This window comes from Gallibacterium faecale, assembly GCF_027920745.1.
In the GTDB taxonomy this organism is placed as follows: domain Bacteria; phylum Pseudomonadota; class Gammaproteobacteria; order Enterobacterales; family Pasteurellaceae; genus Gallibacterium; species Gallibacterium faecale.
In genome coordinates this window covers 1-18,131 of record NZ_JAQIBB010000080.1, presented here as the reverse complement: position 1 = coordinate 18,131, position 18,131 = coordinate 1, and the positions used below count along the sequence as shown (strand labels likewise).

Here is an 18,131-nt window from a genome sequence, read left to right as displayed (position 1 = left end):
AGGATTACCGCCAATTTTAGCGAAAAAACCTATCAAGGACTGCTAATTTAGTGGATCACTACACCTACTATGAACTTGAGCATCAATTGCGGCTGGGAAAACATAACTACCACAAAAATCAAGAACCTCTTCTGCATCAGGAATACCTGCTGCACACTCCCCAACATAAGCTATTTTTCCATTACTAACAGCAACATATCCATTTTCTATTTCTTTATACGGTAAAATAATATGCCCTAAAATTAGTTTCTGATAATTAGCCATTTAAGATCTCCTTTTTTATTACTTTGTTAAATTTAAGTTACTGACTAAATCAGAATTTGTCTTATATTTTTTTTCGTTAAATAGCATTTAAAAAACCGAACAATATAAAAACAAGAAAACGAACAGTATAAAAAAAGAGATAAAATTAGATAAAAAATAACAAAATAAATATTTTTTTATAAAAAAATTAATTATTTATGATTTATATATAACATTTATATATATGAAAAAACAAAATACTATAAAAGATTATTCTTGGTAGGAGATCAAAAAAGAGATTTCTTTTTTTGGAAGAATCAATAGTAAAAAGCTGATTTTTATTCCTCACATAAAAATCAGCTCATTTATCAATTAAATTAAATAAAACAATAAAGTAGAAGCATAGAGTTCACAGCTAATCATTCCTAATAATCCCTTTATGGCGCAATAATGCATCTAACTTAGGCTCTCTACCTCTGAAACGCTTAAAGAGTTCCATTGGTTCTTCCGAACCACCACGAGTTAAAATATTATCTAAGAAAGACTTACCTGTTTCTGGATTAAAGATTCCCTCTTCTTCAAAACGAGAAAAGGCATCCGCAGAAAGGACTTCTGCCCATAAATAACTATAATAGCCAGCGGCATAACCACCTGCAAAAATATGGCTAAAACTATGCGGTGTTCTTACCCAAGTTGGCGTTTTCACCACAGCAACATCCTGTTTGACTTCAGCGGAAATTGTTGCAACTTGATCTGATTTAGTTGGATCAAATTCATAGTGTAAGCGGAAATCAAATAAACCAAACTCTAGTTGACGCAAGACAAACATAGCGGCTTGGAAATTTTTCGCTTTGATTAATTGAGCTAACTTCTCTTTTGGTAACGGCTCTCCTGTTTGATAATGGCCAGAGATAAACTGTAATGCCTCCTCTTCCCAACACCAATTTTCCATAAATTGGCTTGGTAATTCGACTGCATCCCATGGCACACCATTAATTCCTGATACATCGCCAGTTTCAATTTTTGTCAGCATATGATGGATACCATGCCCAAACTCATGGAATAATGTCGTCACTTCATCATGAGTAAAGAGTGCCGGTTTATCGCCAATTGGGCGATTAAAATTACATACTAAATAAGCTACCGGTTTTTGTAATGAACCATCTAATTTACGTTTACGACTAATGCAATCATCCATCCAGGCACCGCCACGTTTATGTTCACGGGCATAAAGATCAAGATAAAAACTTCCTCTTAGCTCATTATTTTCATCAATTAAATCAAAGAATCGTACTTCTGGATGATAAGTATCCACATCAAAACGTTCAACGGCTTTAATTTTAAAAATTCGTGAAACCACTTCAAATAAACCAGATAATACGCGATCTTCTGGGAAATATGGGCGTAACTCCTCATCATTAATTGCAAATAATGCTTGCTTTTGTTTTTCACTATAAAAAGCAATATCCCAAGCAGCCAACTCTTCAACGGCAAAATGTTCACGACAAAATTGTTGTAATGCAGCAAATTCTTTTTCGCCTTGCGCTTTGGAACAACTTGCTAAATTTTGCAAGAAATCTAATACTTGTTTTGGACTTTCTGCCATCTTGGTTGCTAGTGATAAATCTGCATAGGTATCAAACCCGAGTAATTTTGCTAGCTCATAACGTAAAGTAAGAATCTCTTGCATAATTGGAGAATTATCCCATTTACTCGCATTTGGCCCTTGATCAGAGGCTCTGGTCGTAAACGCTCGGTACATTTCTTCACGTAAAGCACGATTTTCACAATAGGTCATTACAGGTAGATAACTTGGAAACTCTAATGTAAAACGATACCCTTCCACGCCCTTACTTTCTGCGGACGCTTTCGCCGCTTGCAATGCACTTTCTGGTAAACCAGCGATTTCATTCACATCCGTAATCACCTTTTCCCAACCCATCGTTGCATCAAGTACATTATTACTAAATTGAGAACTTAATTCTGATAAACGTGCAACAATTTCGGCATAACGTTGCTGTTGCTCTGCCGGAAGAGAAATACCAGATAACTCAAAATCACGTAGGCTATTTTCAATCGCTTTTTGTTGATCTTTTGCTAAACTAGCAAATTCTGGGCTATTTTTTAGTTGTAGATAGGCTTTATATAGCCCTTGATGTTGTCCCATCCAAGTACCGTATTCAGACAGTAATGGTAAACAAGCTTGATAAACTTCTCGTAATTCTGGGCTATTTTTCACTGAGTTTAGATGCGCAACGGGTGACCACGCTTTACTTAATTTGTCATTGACTTCAGCCAACGGTAAATAGAAATTTTGCCAAGTTAATTCTGGCTGTTTTAACACTTCTTCTACGGTATCACGACATTGTTGAATTAATTGGCTAATCGCTGGTTGGATATGTTCCAACTTAATTTTTGAAAATTCAGGTAATCCTTTTGGATCTAATAATGGGTTTGACATAATAGTTATCCTTATAAAAAAATACGTCCCTAGTTATTGGGGATAAGCTTCAGATTTCAACCACATCATACCATTCAACCCATATTATTTTCTCTTTTTCTATTATAGAGCGAATCAATATAGCCCTATGGCTACTTGTACCATGATCAATAAAAATGAAATTTTCTTTTCAATTCCTAGTAAGATATCTTAGAATGTTGATTACATTTCACTCACTACGCATAAAAATATGAATAAATCAATCAAAGTCGAACAATTAGAATATCAAATCAGAGAGCGTTATGACTCACTAAGTAAACGATTAAAACAAGTTGCCAAATATATCTTAGATAACCCAAATAGTGTGGTATTTGATACTGTTGCGGTGATTGCTGAACGGGCAGAGGTTCCGCCTTCAACATTAATTCGTTTTGCTAATGTTTTTGATTTTAGTGGTTTTAATGAAATGAAGCAGGTGTTTAAAGAAAGCCTGATGGAATCTACTGCTGACTATAAAGAAAGGGCTGAACTTTTTCATAAAATGGATGCAGAAAATACCCAACAGAATAGTCCAGAAAATATTTTAGCCGTTTTCGCTCATGCTAATGCCACAGCATTAACACAACTTGCTACAAATATCGATAGCAAGCAGCTCAACAATGCAGTGAAATTATTAGATTCTGCTAATAATATTTTTATTATTGGGTTAAAGCGTTCTTATAGTATCGCTTGTTATTTAAATTATGCGTTACACCATCTAAACCGCCGCTCCTATATCATTGACGGATTAGGCGGAATGTTTGAAGAACAGTTAAATTTGATTAAGCCTGGTGATGTCGTAGTGGCAATTAGCTTTGCCCCTTATGCTAAAGAAACGCTAAATATCTTAGATTCTGTTGCTAAAGAAGGGGTAAAACAGATTGCAATCACCGACAGCCAACTAAGTCCATTAGTGAGTTTTAGCGATATTTCTTTTGTCATCAAAGAAGCTCATATCAACGGCTTCCGTTCTCAATGTTCAACAATGAATCTAGTGCAAAGTTTAGCGATCTCTTTAGCATTCCAACAAGAAGATAATCTGTGACTAGGCATTAAGGTTTTATTTTTATTCCTACTACTATACCAATGACAAAAAAATAACCTAACCTCGAGAGGTTAGGTTATTGGGCTTACTCTCCTACTTAAAACTATTGCTTAACCGCGATATTTTTTCCAAAGATGGATCAATTTACGATATTTCTCTGAAACGGCACTAATTAATGCTTGATCATCTAATTGATTTGCTAGCCATTGTGCAGACGGTTCACCAAAAATTGTTCTACCTACCGCAAATCCTTTCACCATTGGTGCTAATGCCGCTTGTTTGAATGTTTCATCAAAAACACTCTCTGGTGCATCTAAGCCTAAAATTAAGATACCTCGACAATATTTGTCATTAGCATTAATTACCGCTGTAAGTTGTTGCCAAGTGATTGATGTCATTCCTGGAAGTTTCCACCAATCTGGTTTAATACCTAATTGATATAAATGGCTAATGATTTCAACATAGTATGTTTCATTTTGCTCCATATCTTTTGGCAGAATAATTTCTAACAATAATTCATGACCTGTACGGCAACACGCTTGATAAACTTCTAACAATTTAGCATCTTGGCGTTGTTTGATGTTTTCATTGTCATTTGGATGATAGAAAGCTAAACATTTCACTACATGCTCTTTTGGCCAAGAAATCAACTGACTACCTAAGTCACCATGTTCTAGTTCTAATGGACGTGACGCTGGTTTTTCAATAGGGCGACCAATCCACCATTTTTTACCTGTAATCGCATTTAAAGCATCTTGACCGTAAGTGGTATCCGCTAAAATTCCTGCATGTCCATCATAGATACCTTCTTCTTTTGCCGTTTGCTCTGCTGCTTGTAGTAATAACTGTTTAAGTTGTGGAATTCGTTTTACATCTGCACCACATTTTTCTGCCATTTCCTCTAACTGTAAGCGGTGATCAAAGGCAAAAATGCAAAGATTATCCCATTCTTGTTTCCGTGTTGTTACTCGGTGTAAATGGTTAAGTGTACTATCTAGATCAGGACGAGGTACTGATTCTGCACGAGAGAGATAGTCATCTAATTCAGCTTTAGTTGGCATTGCGGGTGCGCAGCCATGGCGAGAAACAACCAATGCACCACACGCATTTGCATAACGACAAGCTTGTTCCCACCCCTCTTCATTAACATAGCCACGCAATAAGCCAGACATAAAGGCATCTCCAGCACCTAATACATTTAATACAGCAACACGAACGCCATACACATTTAAGCCACCATCAATATCATCTGGAATCTCACCCTCAAATACTGAACAACCTAAAGCACCACGTTTACAAACTAATGTTGCATTTGAGAATTTACGTACATTTTTTAATGCCGTTAATGTATCTGTTGAACCACCTGCAATATGAAACTCTTCTTCTGTTCCCACTAATACATCAAAATGATGTAATACTTCTTGCAAAGATTTTGTTACGGCTTCTGAATCAATATAACGTGTTTCACCATCACCTAATGAGGTTAATCCCCACAATACAGGTCGATAATCAATATCTAATAAACGTTTAGTACCATTACGACCTGCATATTCTAATGCTGTCAATACCGCATGACGAGTTTTTGGATGTGATAAATGAGTACCTGTAATCGCTAAAGCTTTTGCTGAAGCAATATACTCTTCACTGAAATCATCCGCAGTAATAGCCATATCAGCACAATTATCACGATAAAAAATGAGCGGGAAAGTTTCAGTATCTTTGATGCCTAGGATAACTAATGCGGTTAAACGTTCTTTATCCGTAATTAAATGGCTTGTATCTACCCCAACGCTTTGTAGCTCTTCACGTAAAAAACGCCCCATATGTTCATCACCAACACGGGCTAACATTGAAGATTTTAAACCTTGAATCGCGGTACCATAAGCAACATTACCTGATGAACCACCCAAATATTTAGAAAAACTGCTTACATCTTCTAAACGAGAACCTATTTGTTGTGAATACAAATCTACTGCAACACGGCCTAAACAAATTACATCTAATGTTTTAGACATTTCCTGCCTCCTAAAAAAATCAGTACTACTTCACATTTAAAGAAAATAAAAAATCTATCGATTTTAATTTTAGAATAAAAATTTCAATTTTCCACCTATTATGATCTTTTTTGCGAGAGAGATCTCAAAATTTTTCATTTTTAGGATAAAAAAGAACTGTTTTTCGATTAAATCAACTGAAAGATAACTGAATTATGCCTTAGATTTATGCAAATTTTTTTAAAATAGTTGATCCACCTCTCAAAAATGAAATTTATATTTCATATTTCGTTTTATTGGAAAATTTTTTGAGTAGAATAACAACCAATCAATCTTAATTGAGAAGATGAATTAAGGAGAAGTCAATGAAAACTCAACGCCTTACAGTTGCGCAAGCACTCGTAAAATTCTTAGATAATCAATATGTTGAAGTCGATGGTAAAGTTACAAAATTTGTGAAAGGTATCTTTGCAATTTTTGGTCATGGTAATGTACTTGGTTTAGGTCAAGCCTTAGAACAAGACAGTGGTGAATTAATTGTGCATCAAGGTCGCAATGAGCAAGGTATGGCTCACATTGCAACTGGATTTGCTAAACAAAAATTAAGAAAACAAATTTATGCTTGTACTTCTTCTGTTGGTCCAGGTGCAGCAAATATGATTACAGCTGCCGCAACAGCAACAGCCAACCGTATTCCATTATTACTATTACCAGGAGATGTTTTTGCTACTCGCCAACCAGATCCTGTATTACAACAAATTGAACAGCCATATGATTTAAGTATTAGTACTAATGACGCTTTCCGAGCAGTAAGTAAATATTGGGATCGTGTTACACGTCCAGAACAGTTAATGAGCGCTTGTATCAACGCTATGCGTGTACTTACCGACCCTGCTGAAACTGGTGCTGTGACTATTGCACTTCCACAAGATGTTCAAGCTGAAGCTTATGACTATCCTGAATATTTCTTTGAAAAACGTATTCACCGTATTGAAAGAACACCTGCAACCGCAGCAATGTTGTCACAAGCAGTTGAATTAATTAAACAGAAGAAAAAACCATTAATTATTTGTGGCGGTGGTGTACGTTATTCTGAAGCAGCGCAAGAACTTAAAGCATTTGCGGAAGCTTATCAAATTCCATTTGCAGAAACTCAAGCAGGTAAAAGCGCTATTGTTGCAGATCACCCATTAAATGTAGGTGGTGTTGGCGAAACTGGTTGCCTTGCAGCAAATCTCTTAGCAAAAAAAGCCGACCTAGTGATTGGGGTTGGTACTCGTTATACCGATTTTACCACCTCATCTAAATGGATTTTCCAAAATGAAAATGTTGAGTTCCTCAATATCAATGTTGCACGTTTTGATGCTTATAAACTTGATGGGGTTCAAATCACAGCCGATGCAAAAGCGGCATTACAACAATTACAACCGCTTCTTACTGGTTACCAAGCTGAATGGGGTTCACAAGTTGCTGATGCTAAACAACAGATGGCAGAAGAGTTACATCGTGTTGCACACGTTACTTATTCCGAAAAATTTGTCCCTGAAGTCGATGATGCATTACCAAATCGAGATAAGATTTTTGCAGAATTTATTAAATTAACTGATTCTTGCCTTACCCAAAGTCGTGTACTTGGCATCTTAAATCAACAACTTACTGAAAATGATATTATTGTTGCCGCAGCAGGTAGTCTACCAGGCGACTTACAACGTGTATGGCAAGCAAAAGGCGAAAATACTTACCATCTTGAATATGGTTACTCTTGCATGGGATATGAAGTTGCCGCTTCTTTAGGTGCAAAATTAGCAGAGCCAAACAAAGAAGTTTATACCTTACTCGGTGATGGTTCTTACTTAATGTTGCATACTGAATTAGTTACCGCTGTACAAGAACAGAAAAAAATTAATGTCGTACTCTTCGATAATATGACTAATGGTTGTATCAACAATTTACAAGTAGGTCATGGTATGGATAGTTTCTGTACAGAGTTCCGTTTTAGAAATCCAAATACAAATAAACTTGATGCTGGATTTATCCCTATTGATTTTGCAATGAATGCAGCAAGTTATGGTTGTAAAACTTATACCGTTCGTAACGAACAAGAACTTATTGCTGCATTAGCAGATGCGAAAAAACAATCAGTTCCAACTTTAATTGATGTAAAAGTTTTACCAAAAACAATGGTTCATGGTTATGGCAGTTGGTGGCATGTTGGCGTAGCTGAAGTTTCTACAAAAGAACGTATTCGCCAAGCTTATACAACTTCGCAATTACGCATCAATGAAGCAAGACGTTATTAATAATTTACTTATTTTCCACTAGGAGAAAATTTATGAAAGCAGAAAATGTAAAACTTGGTATTGCCCCTATTGGCTGGACTAATGATGACCTTCCAGAACTAGGGAGTGAAAATACATTTGAACAATGTGTAAGTGAAATGGCGCTTGCTGGCTACCAAGGTTGTGAAGTTGGTAATAAATATCCACGTGATATTGCAGTGTTAAAACACAAATTAGATGTACGCGGTATTCAAATTTGTAACGCATGGTTTAGTACATTCTTTGTAGATGGTAAAAAAGAAGAAACCATCAAAGGCTTTATTGAACATCGTGATTTCCTTCATGCAATGGGGGCGAAAGTAATCGGTTGTTCAGAACAAAGTCGTAGTATTCAAGGGCAAAAGAAAGCAATTTTCAAAGAAAAAACTGTTTTCACTGAAGCTGAATGGCAACTACTTGCAGAAGGCTATAACGAATTGGCTAAATTAGCAGCTGAAAAAGGTATGAAAGTATGTTTACACCACCATATGGGAACAGGTATTCAAACACCTGCTGAAGTGGATAAATATATGGAAATAACTAATGATGATGTTTATCTCTTATTCGATTCAGGACACCTTTATTATTCTGAAGGCAGCCAACAAGCAATGTTAGATGTCTTAGAGAAATATGTTGATCGTACTGTTCATGTTCATTTAAAAGATGTGCGTGATGAAGTGGTTGCTGAAGTAAAAGCTAACGATCTTAGCTTCTTAGAAGGTGTGAAAAAAGGAACATTTACCGTACCTGGTGATGGCGTAATTGATTTTAAACCAATTTTTGACATCTTAGAAAAACATAATTACAAAGGCTGGATGGTCGTTGAAGCGGAGCAAGATCCTGCTTTAGCAAACCCATTTGAATATGCCTTGAAAGGTCGTAAATATATTAAAGAAGTTGCAGGTATTTAAGGAGTCATAAAATGATTAAAGTAGGTATTATTGGTGCTGGACGTATCGGTCGAGTTCACTCAGAAAGTATCAGCAAATATGTTAAAGGTGCGGAAATTAAAGCAATTTCTGATATCAAAGTAACTGAAGAATTACAATCTTGGGCAGCAAGTATGGGGATCCCTAACGTTTACGATGATTATCGTAAAATTTTACAAGATCCTGAAATTGATGCGGTATTAGTTTGTTCATCAACCAATACTCATGCACCAATCTCTATTGAAGCCGCCCAAGCGGGTAAACATATTTTCTGCGAAAAACCAATTGATCCAAATAAGGACAAAATTCGTGAAGTGCTTGATGTTGTTGAGAAAGCAGGTGTGAAATTCCAAGTTGGTTTTAACCGCCGTTTTGACCATAACTTTAAAGCAATTAAAGATCGTGTAGTTGCTGGTGATATCGGTGAACCACACTTAATCCGTGTTACCTCTCGTGACCCAGATGCTCCACCAATTGAATATGTAAAAGTATCAGGTGGTTTATTCTTCGATATGACTATTCATGATTTTGATATGATTCGTTACTTATCTGGTAGTGAAGTTGTTGAAGTTTATGCAGCTGGTGGTGTATTAGTTAATCCAGAAATTGGTAAAGCAGGCGACATTGATACTGCAGTGATTACCTTAAAATTAGCTAATGGTGCTATTGGTGTTATCGATAACAGCCGTAAAGCGGTTTACGGTTACGATCAACGTGCTGAAGTTTTTGGTTCAAAAGGAGCTGTACAAACTCGCAATGATACCGATTCTACTGCGGTTTATTCTTGTGAAGCTGGCGTTATTGCTGAAAAACCAAAATACTTCTTCCTTGAACGTTATATGCAATCTTTTGCAGATGAAATCAAATGTTTCGTGGATTCTATCGTCAATGACAAGCCAACTTTAGTGAATGGTAATGATGGTTTACAACCAGTATTAATCGCATTAGCAGCGAAAAAATCTTTAGATGAAGGGCGCCCAGTTAAAATTAGCGAAGTTGCCTAATTCCATAGATATTTTAGCTTAAAGTTATCCCCGATAGGCTTATCTATCGGGGATTTTTATTATGCAACGTCCCGATTTACTAGGTTGGTAGTCGGCTTAGCCGGTTGCAATGCTACAATTAAATTATCTACCGCTAACTCAGCCATTTTATACCTTGTTTCAACAGTTGCTGAACCAATATGCGGTACTAACACTGCATTTGGTAAAGACAGCAATTCTGAATCAGCCGGCAATGGCTCTTGTACAAACACATCCAATCCCGCTGCCAAAATATGTTTATTCTTTAATGCCTCAATTAACGCCTGTTCATCAACAATTTTACCTCGCCCACCATTAATCAAAATACTGGTTGGTTTCATCAATGCTAATTTTTCTTTAGTTAGTAGATTTTCCGTTTCTGGTGTTAAAGGTAGGGTAATACAAACAAAATCAGCCTCTGTTAATAACTGATCTAATTCACACCATACAGCCTGATATTTTTGCTCAACCTCTGGTTTATGTTGACGGCTGGTATATAACACTCGCATATCAAAACCACAAAAAGCCCGCTTAGCGACAGCTGCACCAATATTTCCCATTCCGATAATACCTATAGTCTTATGATGGACATCAACTCCAAATAAATCACGTCCAATACTCTTCTGCCATTTCCCTTGATGAATAAAATCAGAAACTTCAACTATCCGTCTTGCGGTCGTCAGTAATAAAGTAAAAATTAAATCTGCCGTTGTATCTGTTAATACTCCCGGTGTATGCATTAAACGGATGTTTCGCTCGGTTAATTCATTGACATCAAAATTATCGTAACCAACAGAAATCGTAGAAATTGCCTTTAACTTTCTAGCGTTAGCCAGTTTTTCTCCTTTTATATTAACGCCTGAACCAATTACCCCATCTGCATCAGCTAATGCAGCCAAAAATTGTTGCTCATTATGGCAATCCACTTTATCAAAACAAATAAGATTAAATTCATTAGCTAAACGGGCTTGCAATTCTGTAGGGATTGGGGAATATAAAATAACTGTTTTTTTCATAATTTTGCCTCCATAACTATATATCGTGGTTACCCTATCACTTAACCAGAAATAGATAAAAAATAACCTAAATTAGGCCATTCTAGACTACCAATAAACCTAAATTTGGTGATAAATCGTAATAAATCTTTGGTGAGTTCCATCTCTTACCTCTCCAAATACAGATAAGATGTTCAAGCAAAAAGGTGATTTCAAACGCTGTGCGAACAATCACTGTTATTTGCCCCGAAAAATCTCATTGGAATATATTAGCAATGTGTATGCAATGTATTTAATTCATCCATTAGAAAAAATATTAAATAGATTTTTTACATCATGATCATGAAAAGTTACTCCTTCTCATTATGATCTATTAAAAGTGATATTCCTTTTCTACCATGCCAGCAAAATTTTCCGCAATAAAATCAATAAAACTACGTACTTTTGCGCTCATAAATTCTCGATTCATATAGACAGCATAAAGCGTATGATTACGGTTAGCAGGATGGGGAATAATCTGTAACTTGCCATTTCTCACAGCATCATCGCACAAATAACTAGGTAAATAAGCAACACCTTGTCCTGCTAACGCTAATTGATACAACATTAGGGTATTATCACTGGCAATCGTATCTGTAAAATGATGCTCCAAATGTGTATAAGTCGGCACTAATCCTTTATGTTGATCCCATAATTGTTGTGGCTGCTTCGTAAACTCAGTTAAATATTGTGGGCTAGCTACCCAGTGAAAAGCGATACTCGCAATCGGTTTAACAATTAAATTATCTGATAAATGGGTTGTCACTTTTAATGCTAAATCAAACCCTTGTCCCACCAAATCCGCATGATGATTATCTAATGAAAGCTGCAAATTCACTTTAGGATAACGGCTGCGATACTCTGCTAACAAATTAACAAAGGGTGGAGTAGCAAACCAAACGGGCATTGTAATTTTTAACGTTCCTTGCGGATGAATCGTGCCCTGACTTACAATTTGTTTTGCTTCCTCTAAATCATCTAATGCAATAATACAACGTTGATAATATTGTTCGCCCATTTCGGTTAAGCTTAATTTACGGCTAGTTCGATTTAATAACTTCGCTTGTAAGTAATTTTCTAAATGCGATAGATGCTTACTCACCATAGAGGTTGATAAATCCATCTGATCTGCTGCTTTGCTAAAACTACCGCTTTCTACAATCTGGCGAAAAATCCGCATACTTTGTAATGTATCCATTATTGTTTCCTATTAAGAAATAATACTTTTCCAAAAACAATATCTTTTTCCAATATAGAAATCAATATACTAAGCTACGTTTTCGTTCAGTAATAAGAAAAGGACAACTTATGAGTAGTACAAACAGCTTACCTAACTATGGATTAGGGTTATTACGTATCGTGGCAGGATACACATTTTTACTACACGGCAGTGCAAAATTATTGGGTTTGCCTCATGTAGCAATGTTTGATGGTTTATCGATTTTTTCTATGATAGGAATTGCTGGTATCCTAGAACTTGTCGGTGGTATTTTATTAGTACTTGGTTTATTTTCCCGAGTTGTAGCTTTCATCTTGTCAGGTGAAATGGCATTTGCTTATTTTATCGGTCACGCTTCCGCTTCAACTTTCTTACTTCCTTTACTGAATGGTGGTGAAGCTGCTGTCTTATTCTGCTTTATCTATCTTTATATTGCAGTAGCGGGTAGCGGCGCTTGGGCTTTAGATAATCTTAGAAATAAACAATAGAAGGAGTTTCTTGATGAGTAATGTTTTAGTATTACGCACCTCTGTAAATGGTGAAAATAGTTTTTCAAATCAGCTTATTGATCAATTTATTGCAAAAACAAAAGCAAAATGGCCTGAAGTAAACATCGTTGATCGTGATTTAGATGCGAATCCTGTTCCACTTTTAAATAGTGAAACTGTGGCGGCAATTCGTGCTGGTGTTACAGATACTGCAGCGCAACGTGCAGCAATCGCTTTAGCTGATGAATTAATCTCTGAATTAAAAAATGCTGATTACATTGTGTTAGGTTTACCACGTTATAACTTCACAACACCGGCTACCTTTAGAACCTATATTGATTATATTGCTCGTCCACGTGTGACTTTCCAATATGATGAAAATGGTCCAAAAGGTTTACTACCAAATGTGCCTGTATTTGCCTTTGTAACAAGTGGTGGTGAATACGCTGGGACAGAATTTGATACATTAACGCCTTGGTTAAAACAAACGCTTGGTTTTGTTGGTTTAAGCAATGTTGATGTGATTCATGTTGAAGGACTTGCTTATAAAGCAGAAGAAGCAGTTGCGCAAGCATCTGCAAAAATTGATGAAATTTTGAAATAATTAAAATTCTAGATACCTCGAAAATTTTTAACGCTCATTGCAAACCTCATACTTTATTTAGTATGAGGTTTTGCTTTAAATCGTTTCCCAACAATCTCCACTAACAGATCAAAAACGACTTTTACCCGAGTTGGTGTAATTGTTCTTTGTGGGCGATAAACATATACTGGCCAACGGTACTTTGGTATTTCAGCAAATAGTTCAACCAATTCACCACTAGACAAATAGGGATCAACCAACCAATCCAACTGGTGGGCTACCACTCTTCCGGCTAACGCTGCCTGTAACGTAATGTTGCCGTGACTACCAATAAATTGCGGACGATTTGGCGTAAACTGCCAATGATCATTAAGATACCAGCTCCAAACTCGCCCTGTATTGCCATCAAAAATGGCCGATAAGGGAAAGTTTTTTTGTAAATTTGCGATATCTTTTGGATAGCCATTATTAGCCAACAATGTTGGTGCGGCGACAATTTTTTCAGTAACTTCACCAACTTTCCGGGTAATCATTCTGCCATCTGTGAAATTGCCAATACGAATTCCTAAATCAATTTGGGCTTCAATCGCATTTACTCGAATTTCACTTTGTTGCCAATCAATAATAAGTTCTGGATACGGTGAGATCGCTTGCAGTAATTCTTGCAGAATATTTTCTTGATCGGGTAATTCTGGCAAAGTAATCCGCACTAATCCTGCCATATCCTGATTATGTCGCCGCCGAGTCGGAGCAAATAGTCGTTCAGTTTCTTCTACTAACTGCTTTGCCTGTGGCAAGAATTGCTGACCAAACTCAGTTAATTTAATTTGTCGTGTATTTCGCTGAAATAAAGGCTCACCTAAATGATCTTCTAATTCTGCAATAATACGCGTAACCACAGGTGGTGAAATTGCTAAACGGTTTGCTGCTTCTTTAAATTGTAACGTTTCTGCCGCCACACAAAACACTTTTAAGGCTTCAAGTTTATTTAACATGGTTTCTATTTTAGAAATTATGAAATTCTGATTAATAAATTTTATAGAAATAATAATTATCGTAACATAGCTTTTATTTAACAAATATCGTTATTTCTCAACTATTTTCTAGGGAGTGAAAATATGACTAAAGCGTATGGCGCATATGCCGCCGATAAACCATTAGAACCATTAACAATTACTCGCCGTGCTACTGGACATCACGATGTCAAAATTGACATTGCTTATTGTGGTGTTTGCCATTCTGATTTACATACAGTGCGTTCTGAATGGGCGGGTACGTTATATCCTTGTGTACCGGGACACGAAATTGTCGGGAAAGTGGTTGAAGTTGGGACACACGTGACTAAATTTAAGGTGGGTGATTTAGTTGGTGTTGGTTGTATGGTGGATAGTTGCCGTGAATGTGATGACTGTAAAGAAGGGCTAGAAAATTACTGTGATCATATGGTTGGTACATATAATGGCCCAACTGAAGATGCTCCAGGTCATACATTAGGTGGTTATTCACAACAAATTGTGGTCGATGAACACTATGTATTAAAAATTAAACACAGTGTAGATCAATTAGCCGCAGTTGCGCCTTTACTTTGTGCGGGCATTACCACTTACTCACCACTTCGTCACTGGAATACCGGACCAGGTAAAAAAGTAGGGGTTGTTGGTATTGGTGGTTTAGGCCATATGGGAATTAAACTTGCTCACGCTATGGGGGCTTATGTAGTTGCTTTCACAACGTCTGAGTCTAAGAAAGCGGAAGCGCATAAATTAGGTGCTGATGAAGTGGTGATCTCTAAAGATCCAGAACAGATGGCAAAACATTATAAGAGCTTTGACTTTATCTTAAATACGGTTGCTGCTTCTCACAATCTTGATAACTTCACTGCATTGTTAAAACGTGATGGCACAATGACTTTAGTTGGTGTACCAGCAGATCCGCATCAATCACCAAATGTGTCGATCTTAATTGGTAAACGTGCTGCGATTGCTGGCTCAATGATTGGTGGTATTGCAGAAACACAAGAAATGTTAGATTTCTGTGCAGAACATAATATTGTTGCAGATATTGAATTAATTAAAGCTGAGCAAATTAATGAAGCTTATGAACGTATGTTAAAAGGTGATGTGAAGTATCGTTTTGTGATCGATAGCAGTACTTTATAACAATTTGGATAACTTATATTCCTCATTATGACAAGAACGGACCTTGTGGTCCGTTCAATTTTATGACTATGTCTATTTTTAGATGTTTTTGTTCTAATTAGAATTTAGGTTTCGCCCTAAAGGGCGACTTCATTTTATTCGCAAGCAAGCTTGCTCACCCTAACGGGCCGTTGCTAGCAACGTTCAAAAAGCTATCGCTTTTTGTCATTGTTTAGGCAAAGAAAACGAAGCAAAAGAAAGCCTACCCTCGCACACTTGCTGTTCCTCATTCCAATCAGATTTTCCGGGCGGCAAAAAACAGAGATTTTTCTCACTACGTTCGAAAAATGATCACTTTTTTTGCCTGAAAATCTGATTTACATTCGGGCAAGTGTGAGAGGGAACCCATTAAACATTTAATTAAGATTTATGAACAAATTTAGGTTTGCCTGTAGTCTGATTTGACCTTATGGTCCGTTCATATTTTGAAGTTAAAATTGTCCGTCATTCCGAGTGGACTTTATTCTAAATACTTTTCTAGCTTTTCCACCAAAATAACCCGGCAATCACAATGGCAAAAATAACTAGCCATACTAACTGAACTTTAGCACTACGCTTATTCAACTCTTGGCGTTCTTGTGTACTTTGCATAATACGTTGTTGATAGACCTGCTTAGCCGCCTCATCATGTAATGGCGTTTGGCAAAATGGGCAGTGCGATAAACTACTATCTACTTTCTTCTCACAATGGGGGCAATTAAGCATTTTTCTTCCTTTATTTCAGTAAAATCACGCCGAGTACTATATCGAAAATTAAATAAATAAATCAATGACTCTCTTTTTTACATAACAATATTTGAAAAAATACAAAAATAAGCTATTTATTCTATATAAAATTCAATTAAATTCTTTTAATTATAAAAAATTTATTAAAATTTAATAAAAAAGGTAGATAAAAATTATTTTTCCACTATACTAGCTAGAAATAATTCAATTTAAAACAGAGGTTTTTTGTATGTGTGGATTTGTATTTTCTTCTTCAGCGCAGCCTTCAGAGGCATTTAAGCGTAGTTTCGATCATATTTTTCATCGTGGTCCAGATCATCAAGCAGTAATTTGTACAGATGATGCAACTTGGGGATTTCACCGCTTATCCATTATGGATTTAAGTTCGCAAGGTAATCAGCCATTCCAACACGATGGTATTTCGCTTATTTGTAATGGGGAAGTTTATAACTACACAGAATTGAAAGAATTATTATCTTCAACCTACACTTTCCATTCAGGCAGTGACTGTGAAGTATTGATTCCTCTTTATCAACGTGTTGGCGTTGATGTGATGATGAAGATGCTTGATGCAGAGTTCGCCCTAGTATTAAAAGACAGCAAAACAGGGACTTTAATTGCAGGACGCGATCCGATTGGAATTCGCCCAATGTTTTATGGCTATGATAAAGAAACAGGAGGCATTGCCTTTGCATCTGAAGCGAAAGGATTAATCGGTTGGTGTCGCGATATTCATCCATTCCCACCGGGACATTATTACCTAAACGGTGAATTTATTTGTTATAACGACATTGCTGATCCAAAAGTTGTAGTTGATCAAGATCTTGACACCATTACCAGCACATTACGCACTAAATTAGAAAAAGCGGTCATCAAACGTTTACATTCTGATGCACCTTTAGGTTTCTTATTAAGTGGTGGCTTAGATTCTTCGTTAGTTTGTGCTATTGCACAAAAACATTTAGATAAACCAATTAAAACATTTGCGATTGGTATGGATACCGATCCTATTGACTTAAAGTATGCTAAAGAAGTGGCAGATTATCTTGGTTCTGAGCATACTGAAGTCATTATGACCAAAGATGAAGTGTTAGCTGCATTAGAAAAAGTCATTTGGCACTTAGAAACTTGGGATATTACTACTATTCGTGCAAGTATCGGAATGTATCTTGTATGTAAATATATCCACGAGCAAACTGATCTAAAAGTACTATTAACTGGTGAAGTTAGTGATGAAATCTTTGGTTATAAATATACTGACTTTGCACCAAATGCGGCGGAATTCCAAAAAGAAGCACAAAAACGGATTCGTGAATTATATATGTATGATGTGTTACGTGCTGACCGTTGTCTTGCAGCTAACTCGTTAGAGGCACGTGTTCCATTTGGTGACATTGATTTTGTTGATTACGCTATGAGTGTGAACCCAGAGAAGAAAATGAATGTTTACAACAAGGGTAAATACTTATTACGTAAAGCGTTTGAAGGAACAAATTATTTACCTGATAGTATTCTTTATCGTGAAAAAGCAGCATTTAGTGATGCAGTAGGTCACTCAATGGTAGATCATCTAAAAGCTTTTGCCGAAAGCAAATATAGTGATGAAGATTTAGCGAAAGCGAAAGAAAAATATCCGTATGGTACACCGTTCACCAAAGAATCATTACTTTACCGCGATATCTTTGAAAAATTCTATCCGGGACAAAGCCACTGGATTAAAGATTTCTGGATGCCAAATAAAGAATGGGAAGGCTGTAATGTAAACGATCCTAGTGCACGTGTATTAGGCAACTATGGTGATAGTGGTAAATAAATCTAAATATAATCCCTCATTTATTAATGAGGGATTATTT

15 protein-coding genes are annotated in these 18,131 nt (G+C 36.4%); 8 read left to right on the top strand and 7 right to left on the bottom strand.

Annotated elements, in window-relative coordinates; all coding sequences use genetic code 11:
* Positions 1-42: 42 nt before the first annotated feature.
* Positions 43-264, bottom strand: a complete 222-nt coding sequence (locus PF272_RS09330) for a hypothetical protein (RefSeq protein WP_271142538.1) — start codon at positions 262-264, stop codon at positions 43-45.
* Between the two features lie 394 nt (positions 265-658).
* Positions 659-2,704, bottom strand: a complete 2,046-nt coding sequence (prlC, locus tag PF272_RS09325) for an oligopeptidase A (protein WP_271142537.1) — start codon at positions 2,702-2,704, stop codon at positions 659-661.
* A gap of 229 nt (positions 2,705-2,933) precedes the next feature.
* On the opposite strand from prlC, the gene PF272_RS09320 reads away from it, so the two are divergent.
* A complete protein-coding gene (locus tag PF272_RS09320) occupies positions 2,934-3,767 on the top strand; it encodes a MurR/RpiR family transcriptional regulator (protein ID WP_065237643.1) in 834 nt (277 codons plus the stop codon).
* A 110-nt stretch (positions 3,768-3,877) separates the two neighbouring features.
* On the opposite strand, the gene PF272_RS09315 is transcribed toward PF272_RS09320, so the two are convergent.
* Positions 3,878-5,782 carry a bifunctional 5-dehydro-2-deoxygluconokinase/5-dehydro-2-deoxyphosphogluconate aldolase gene (locus PF272_RS09315; protein WP_271142536.1) on the bottom strand — a complete coding sequence of 635 codons (1,905 nt, stop codon included), beginning with the start codon at positions 5,780-5,782 and terminating at the stop codon, positions 3,878-3,880.
* Between the two features lie 344 nt (positions 5,783-6,126).
* On the opposite strand from PF272_RS09315, the gene iolD reads away from it, so the two are divergent.
* Genes iolD through iolG form a run of 3 tightly spaced genes read left to right on the top strand, consistent with a single transcriptional unit; the run spans position 6,127 to position 10,012 of the window.
* On the top strand, positions 6,127-8,061 hold the full coding sequence (iolD, locus tag PF272_RS09310) for a 3D-(3,5/4)-trihydroxycyclohexane-1,2-dione acylhydrolase (decyclizing) (RefSeq protein ID WP_271142535.1): 1,935 nt from the start codon (positions 6,127-6,129) through the stop codon (positions 8,059-8,061).
* 32 nt (positions 8,062-8,093) lie between these two features.
* The gene (gene iolE, locus PF272_RS09305) at positions 8,094-8,990 is read left to right on the top strand and encodes a myo-inosose-2 dehydratase (protein WP_271142534.1); all 897 of its coding nucleotides are present in this window, start codon (positions 8,094-8,096) and stop codon (positions 8,988-8,990) included.
* An 11-nt stretch (positions 8,991-9,001) separates the two neighbouring features.
* Entirely contained in the window at positions 9,002-10,012 is a 1,011-nt protein-coding gene (iolG, locus tag PF272_RS09300; protein WP_271142533.1) for an inositol 2-dehydrogenase, read from the top strand.
* Positions 10,013-10,071: 59 nt separating this feature from the next.
* On the opposite strand, the gene PF272_RS09295 is transcribed toward iolG, so the two are convergent.
* Positions 10,072-11,046, bottom strand: a complete 975-nt coding sequence (locus PF272_RS09295; RefSeq protein ID WP_271142532.1) for an NAD(P)-dependent oxidoreductase — start codon at positions 11,044-11,046, stop codon at positions 10,072-10,074.
* Positions 11,047-11,398: 352 nt separating this feature from the next.
* The gene (locus PF272_RS09290) at positions 11,399-12,262 is read right to left on the bottom strand and encodes a LysR family transcriptional regulator (RefSeq protein ID WP_271142531.1); all 864 of its coding nucleotides are present in this window, start codon (positions 12,260-12,262) and stop codon (positions 11,399-11,401) included.
* Positions 12,263-12,372: 110 nt separating this feature from the next.
* Here PF272_RS09290 and PF272_RS09285 point away from each other — a divergent pair, with 110 nt between their 5' ends.
* Together PF272_RS09285 and PF272_RS09280 are read left to right on the top strand one after the other, a co-directional pair.
* A complete protein-coding gene (locus PF272_RS09285) occupies positions 12,373-12,771 on the top strand; it encodes a DoxX family protein (RefSeq protein ID WP_271142530.1) in 399 nt (132 codons plus the stop codon).
* A 13-nt stretch (positions 12,772-12,784) separates the two neighbouring features.
* The gene (locus PF272_RS09280) at positions 12,785-13,375 is read left to right on the top strand and encodes an FMN-dependent NADH-azoreductase (protein ID WP_271142529.1); all 591 of its coding nucleotides are present in this window, start codon (positions 12,785-12,787) and stop codon (positions 13,373-13,375) included.
* 53 nt (positions 13,376-13,428) lie between these two features.
* Here PF272_RS09280 and PF272_RS09275 read toward each other — a convergent pair whose 3' ends face one another.
* On the bottom strand, positions 13,429-14,349 hold the full coding sequence (locus PF272_RS09275; RefSeq protein WP_271142528.1) for a LysR family transcriptional regulator: 921 nt from the start codon (positions 14,347-14,349) through the stop codon (positions 13,429-13,431).
* Positions 14,350-14,472: 123 nt separating this feature from the next.
* Between PF272_RS09275 and PF272_RS09270 the strand changes: the two genes are divergently transcribed.
* Complete coding sequence (locus tag PF272_RS09270; protein ID WP_271142527.1) at positions 14,473-15,513, top strand: NAD(P)-dependent alcohol dehydrogenase; 1,041 nt, start codon at positions 14,473-14,475, stop codon at positions 15,511-15,513.
* A gap of 516 nt (positions 15,514-16,029) precedes the next feature.
* Here PF272_RS09270 and PF272_RS09265 read toward each other — a convergent pair.
* Positions 16,030-16,257 carry a zinc ribbon domain-containing protein gene (locus PF272_RS09265; protein ID WP_065233554.1) on the bottom strand — a complete coding sequence of 76 codons (228 nt, stop codon included), beginning with the start codon at positions 16,255-16,257 and terminating at the stop codon, positions 16,030-16,032.
* A 250-nt stretch (positions 16,258-16,507) separates the two neighbouring features.
* Here PF272_RS09265 and asnB point away from each other — a divergent pair, with 250 nt between their 5' ends.
* Positions 16,508-18,091 carry an asparagine synthase B gene (gene asnB, locus PF272_RS09260; RefSeq protein ID WP_271142526.1) on the top strand — a complete coding sequence of 528 codons (1,584 nt, stop codon included), beginning with the start codon at positions 16,508-16,510 and terminating at the stop codon, positions 18,089-18,091.
* The last annotated feature ends 40 nt before the right edge of the window (positions 18,092-18,131 follow it).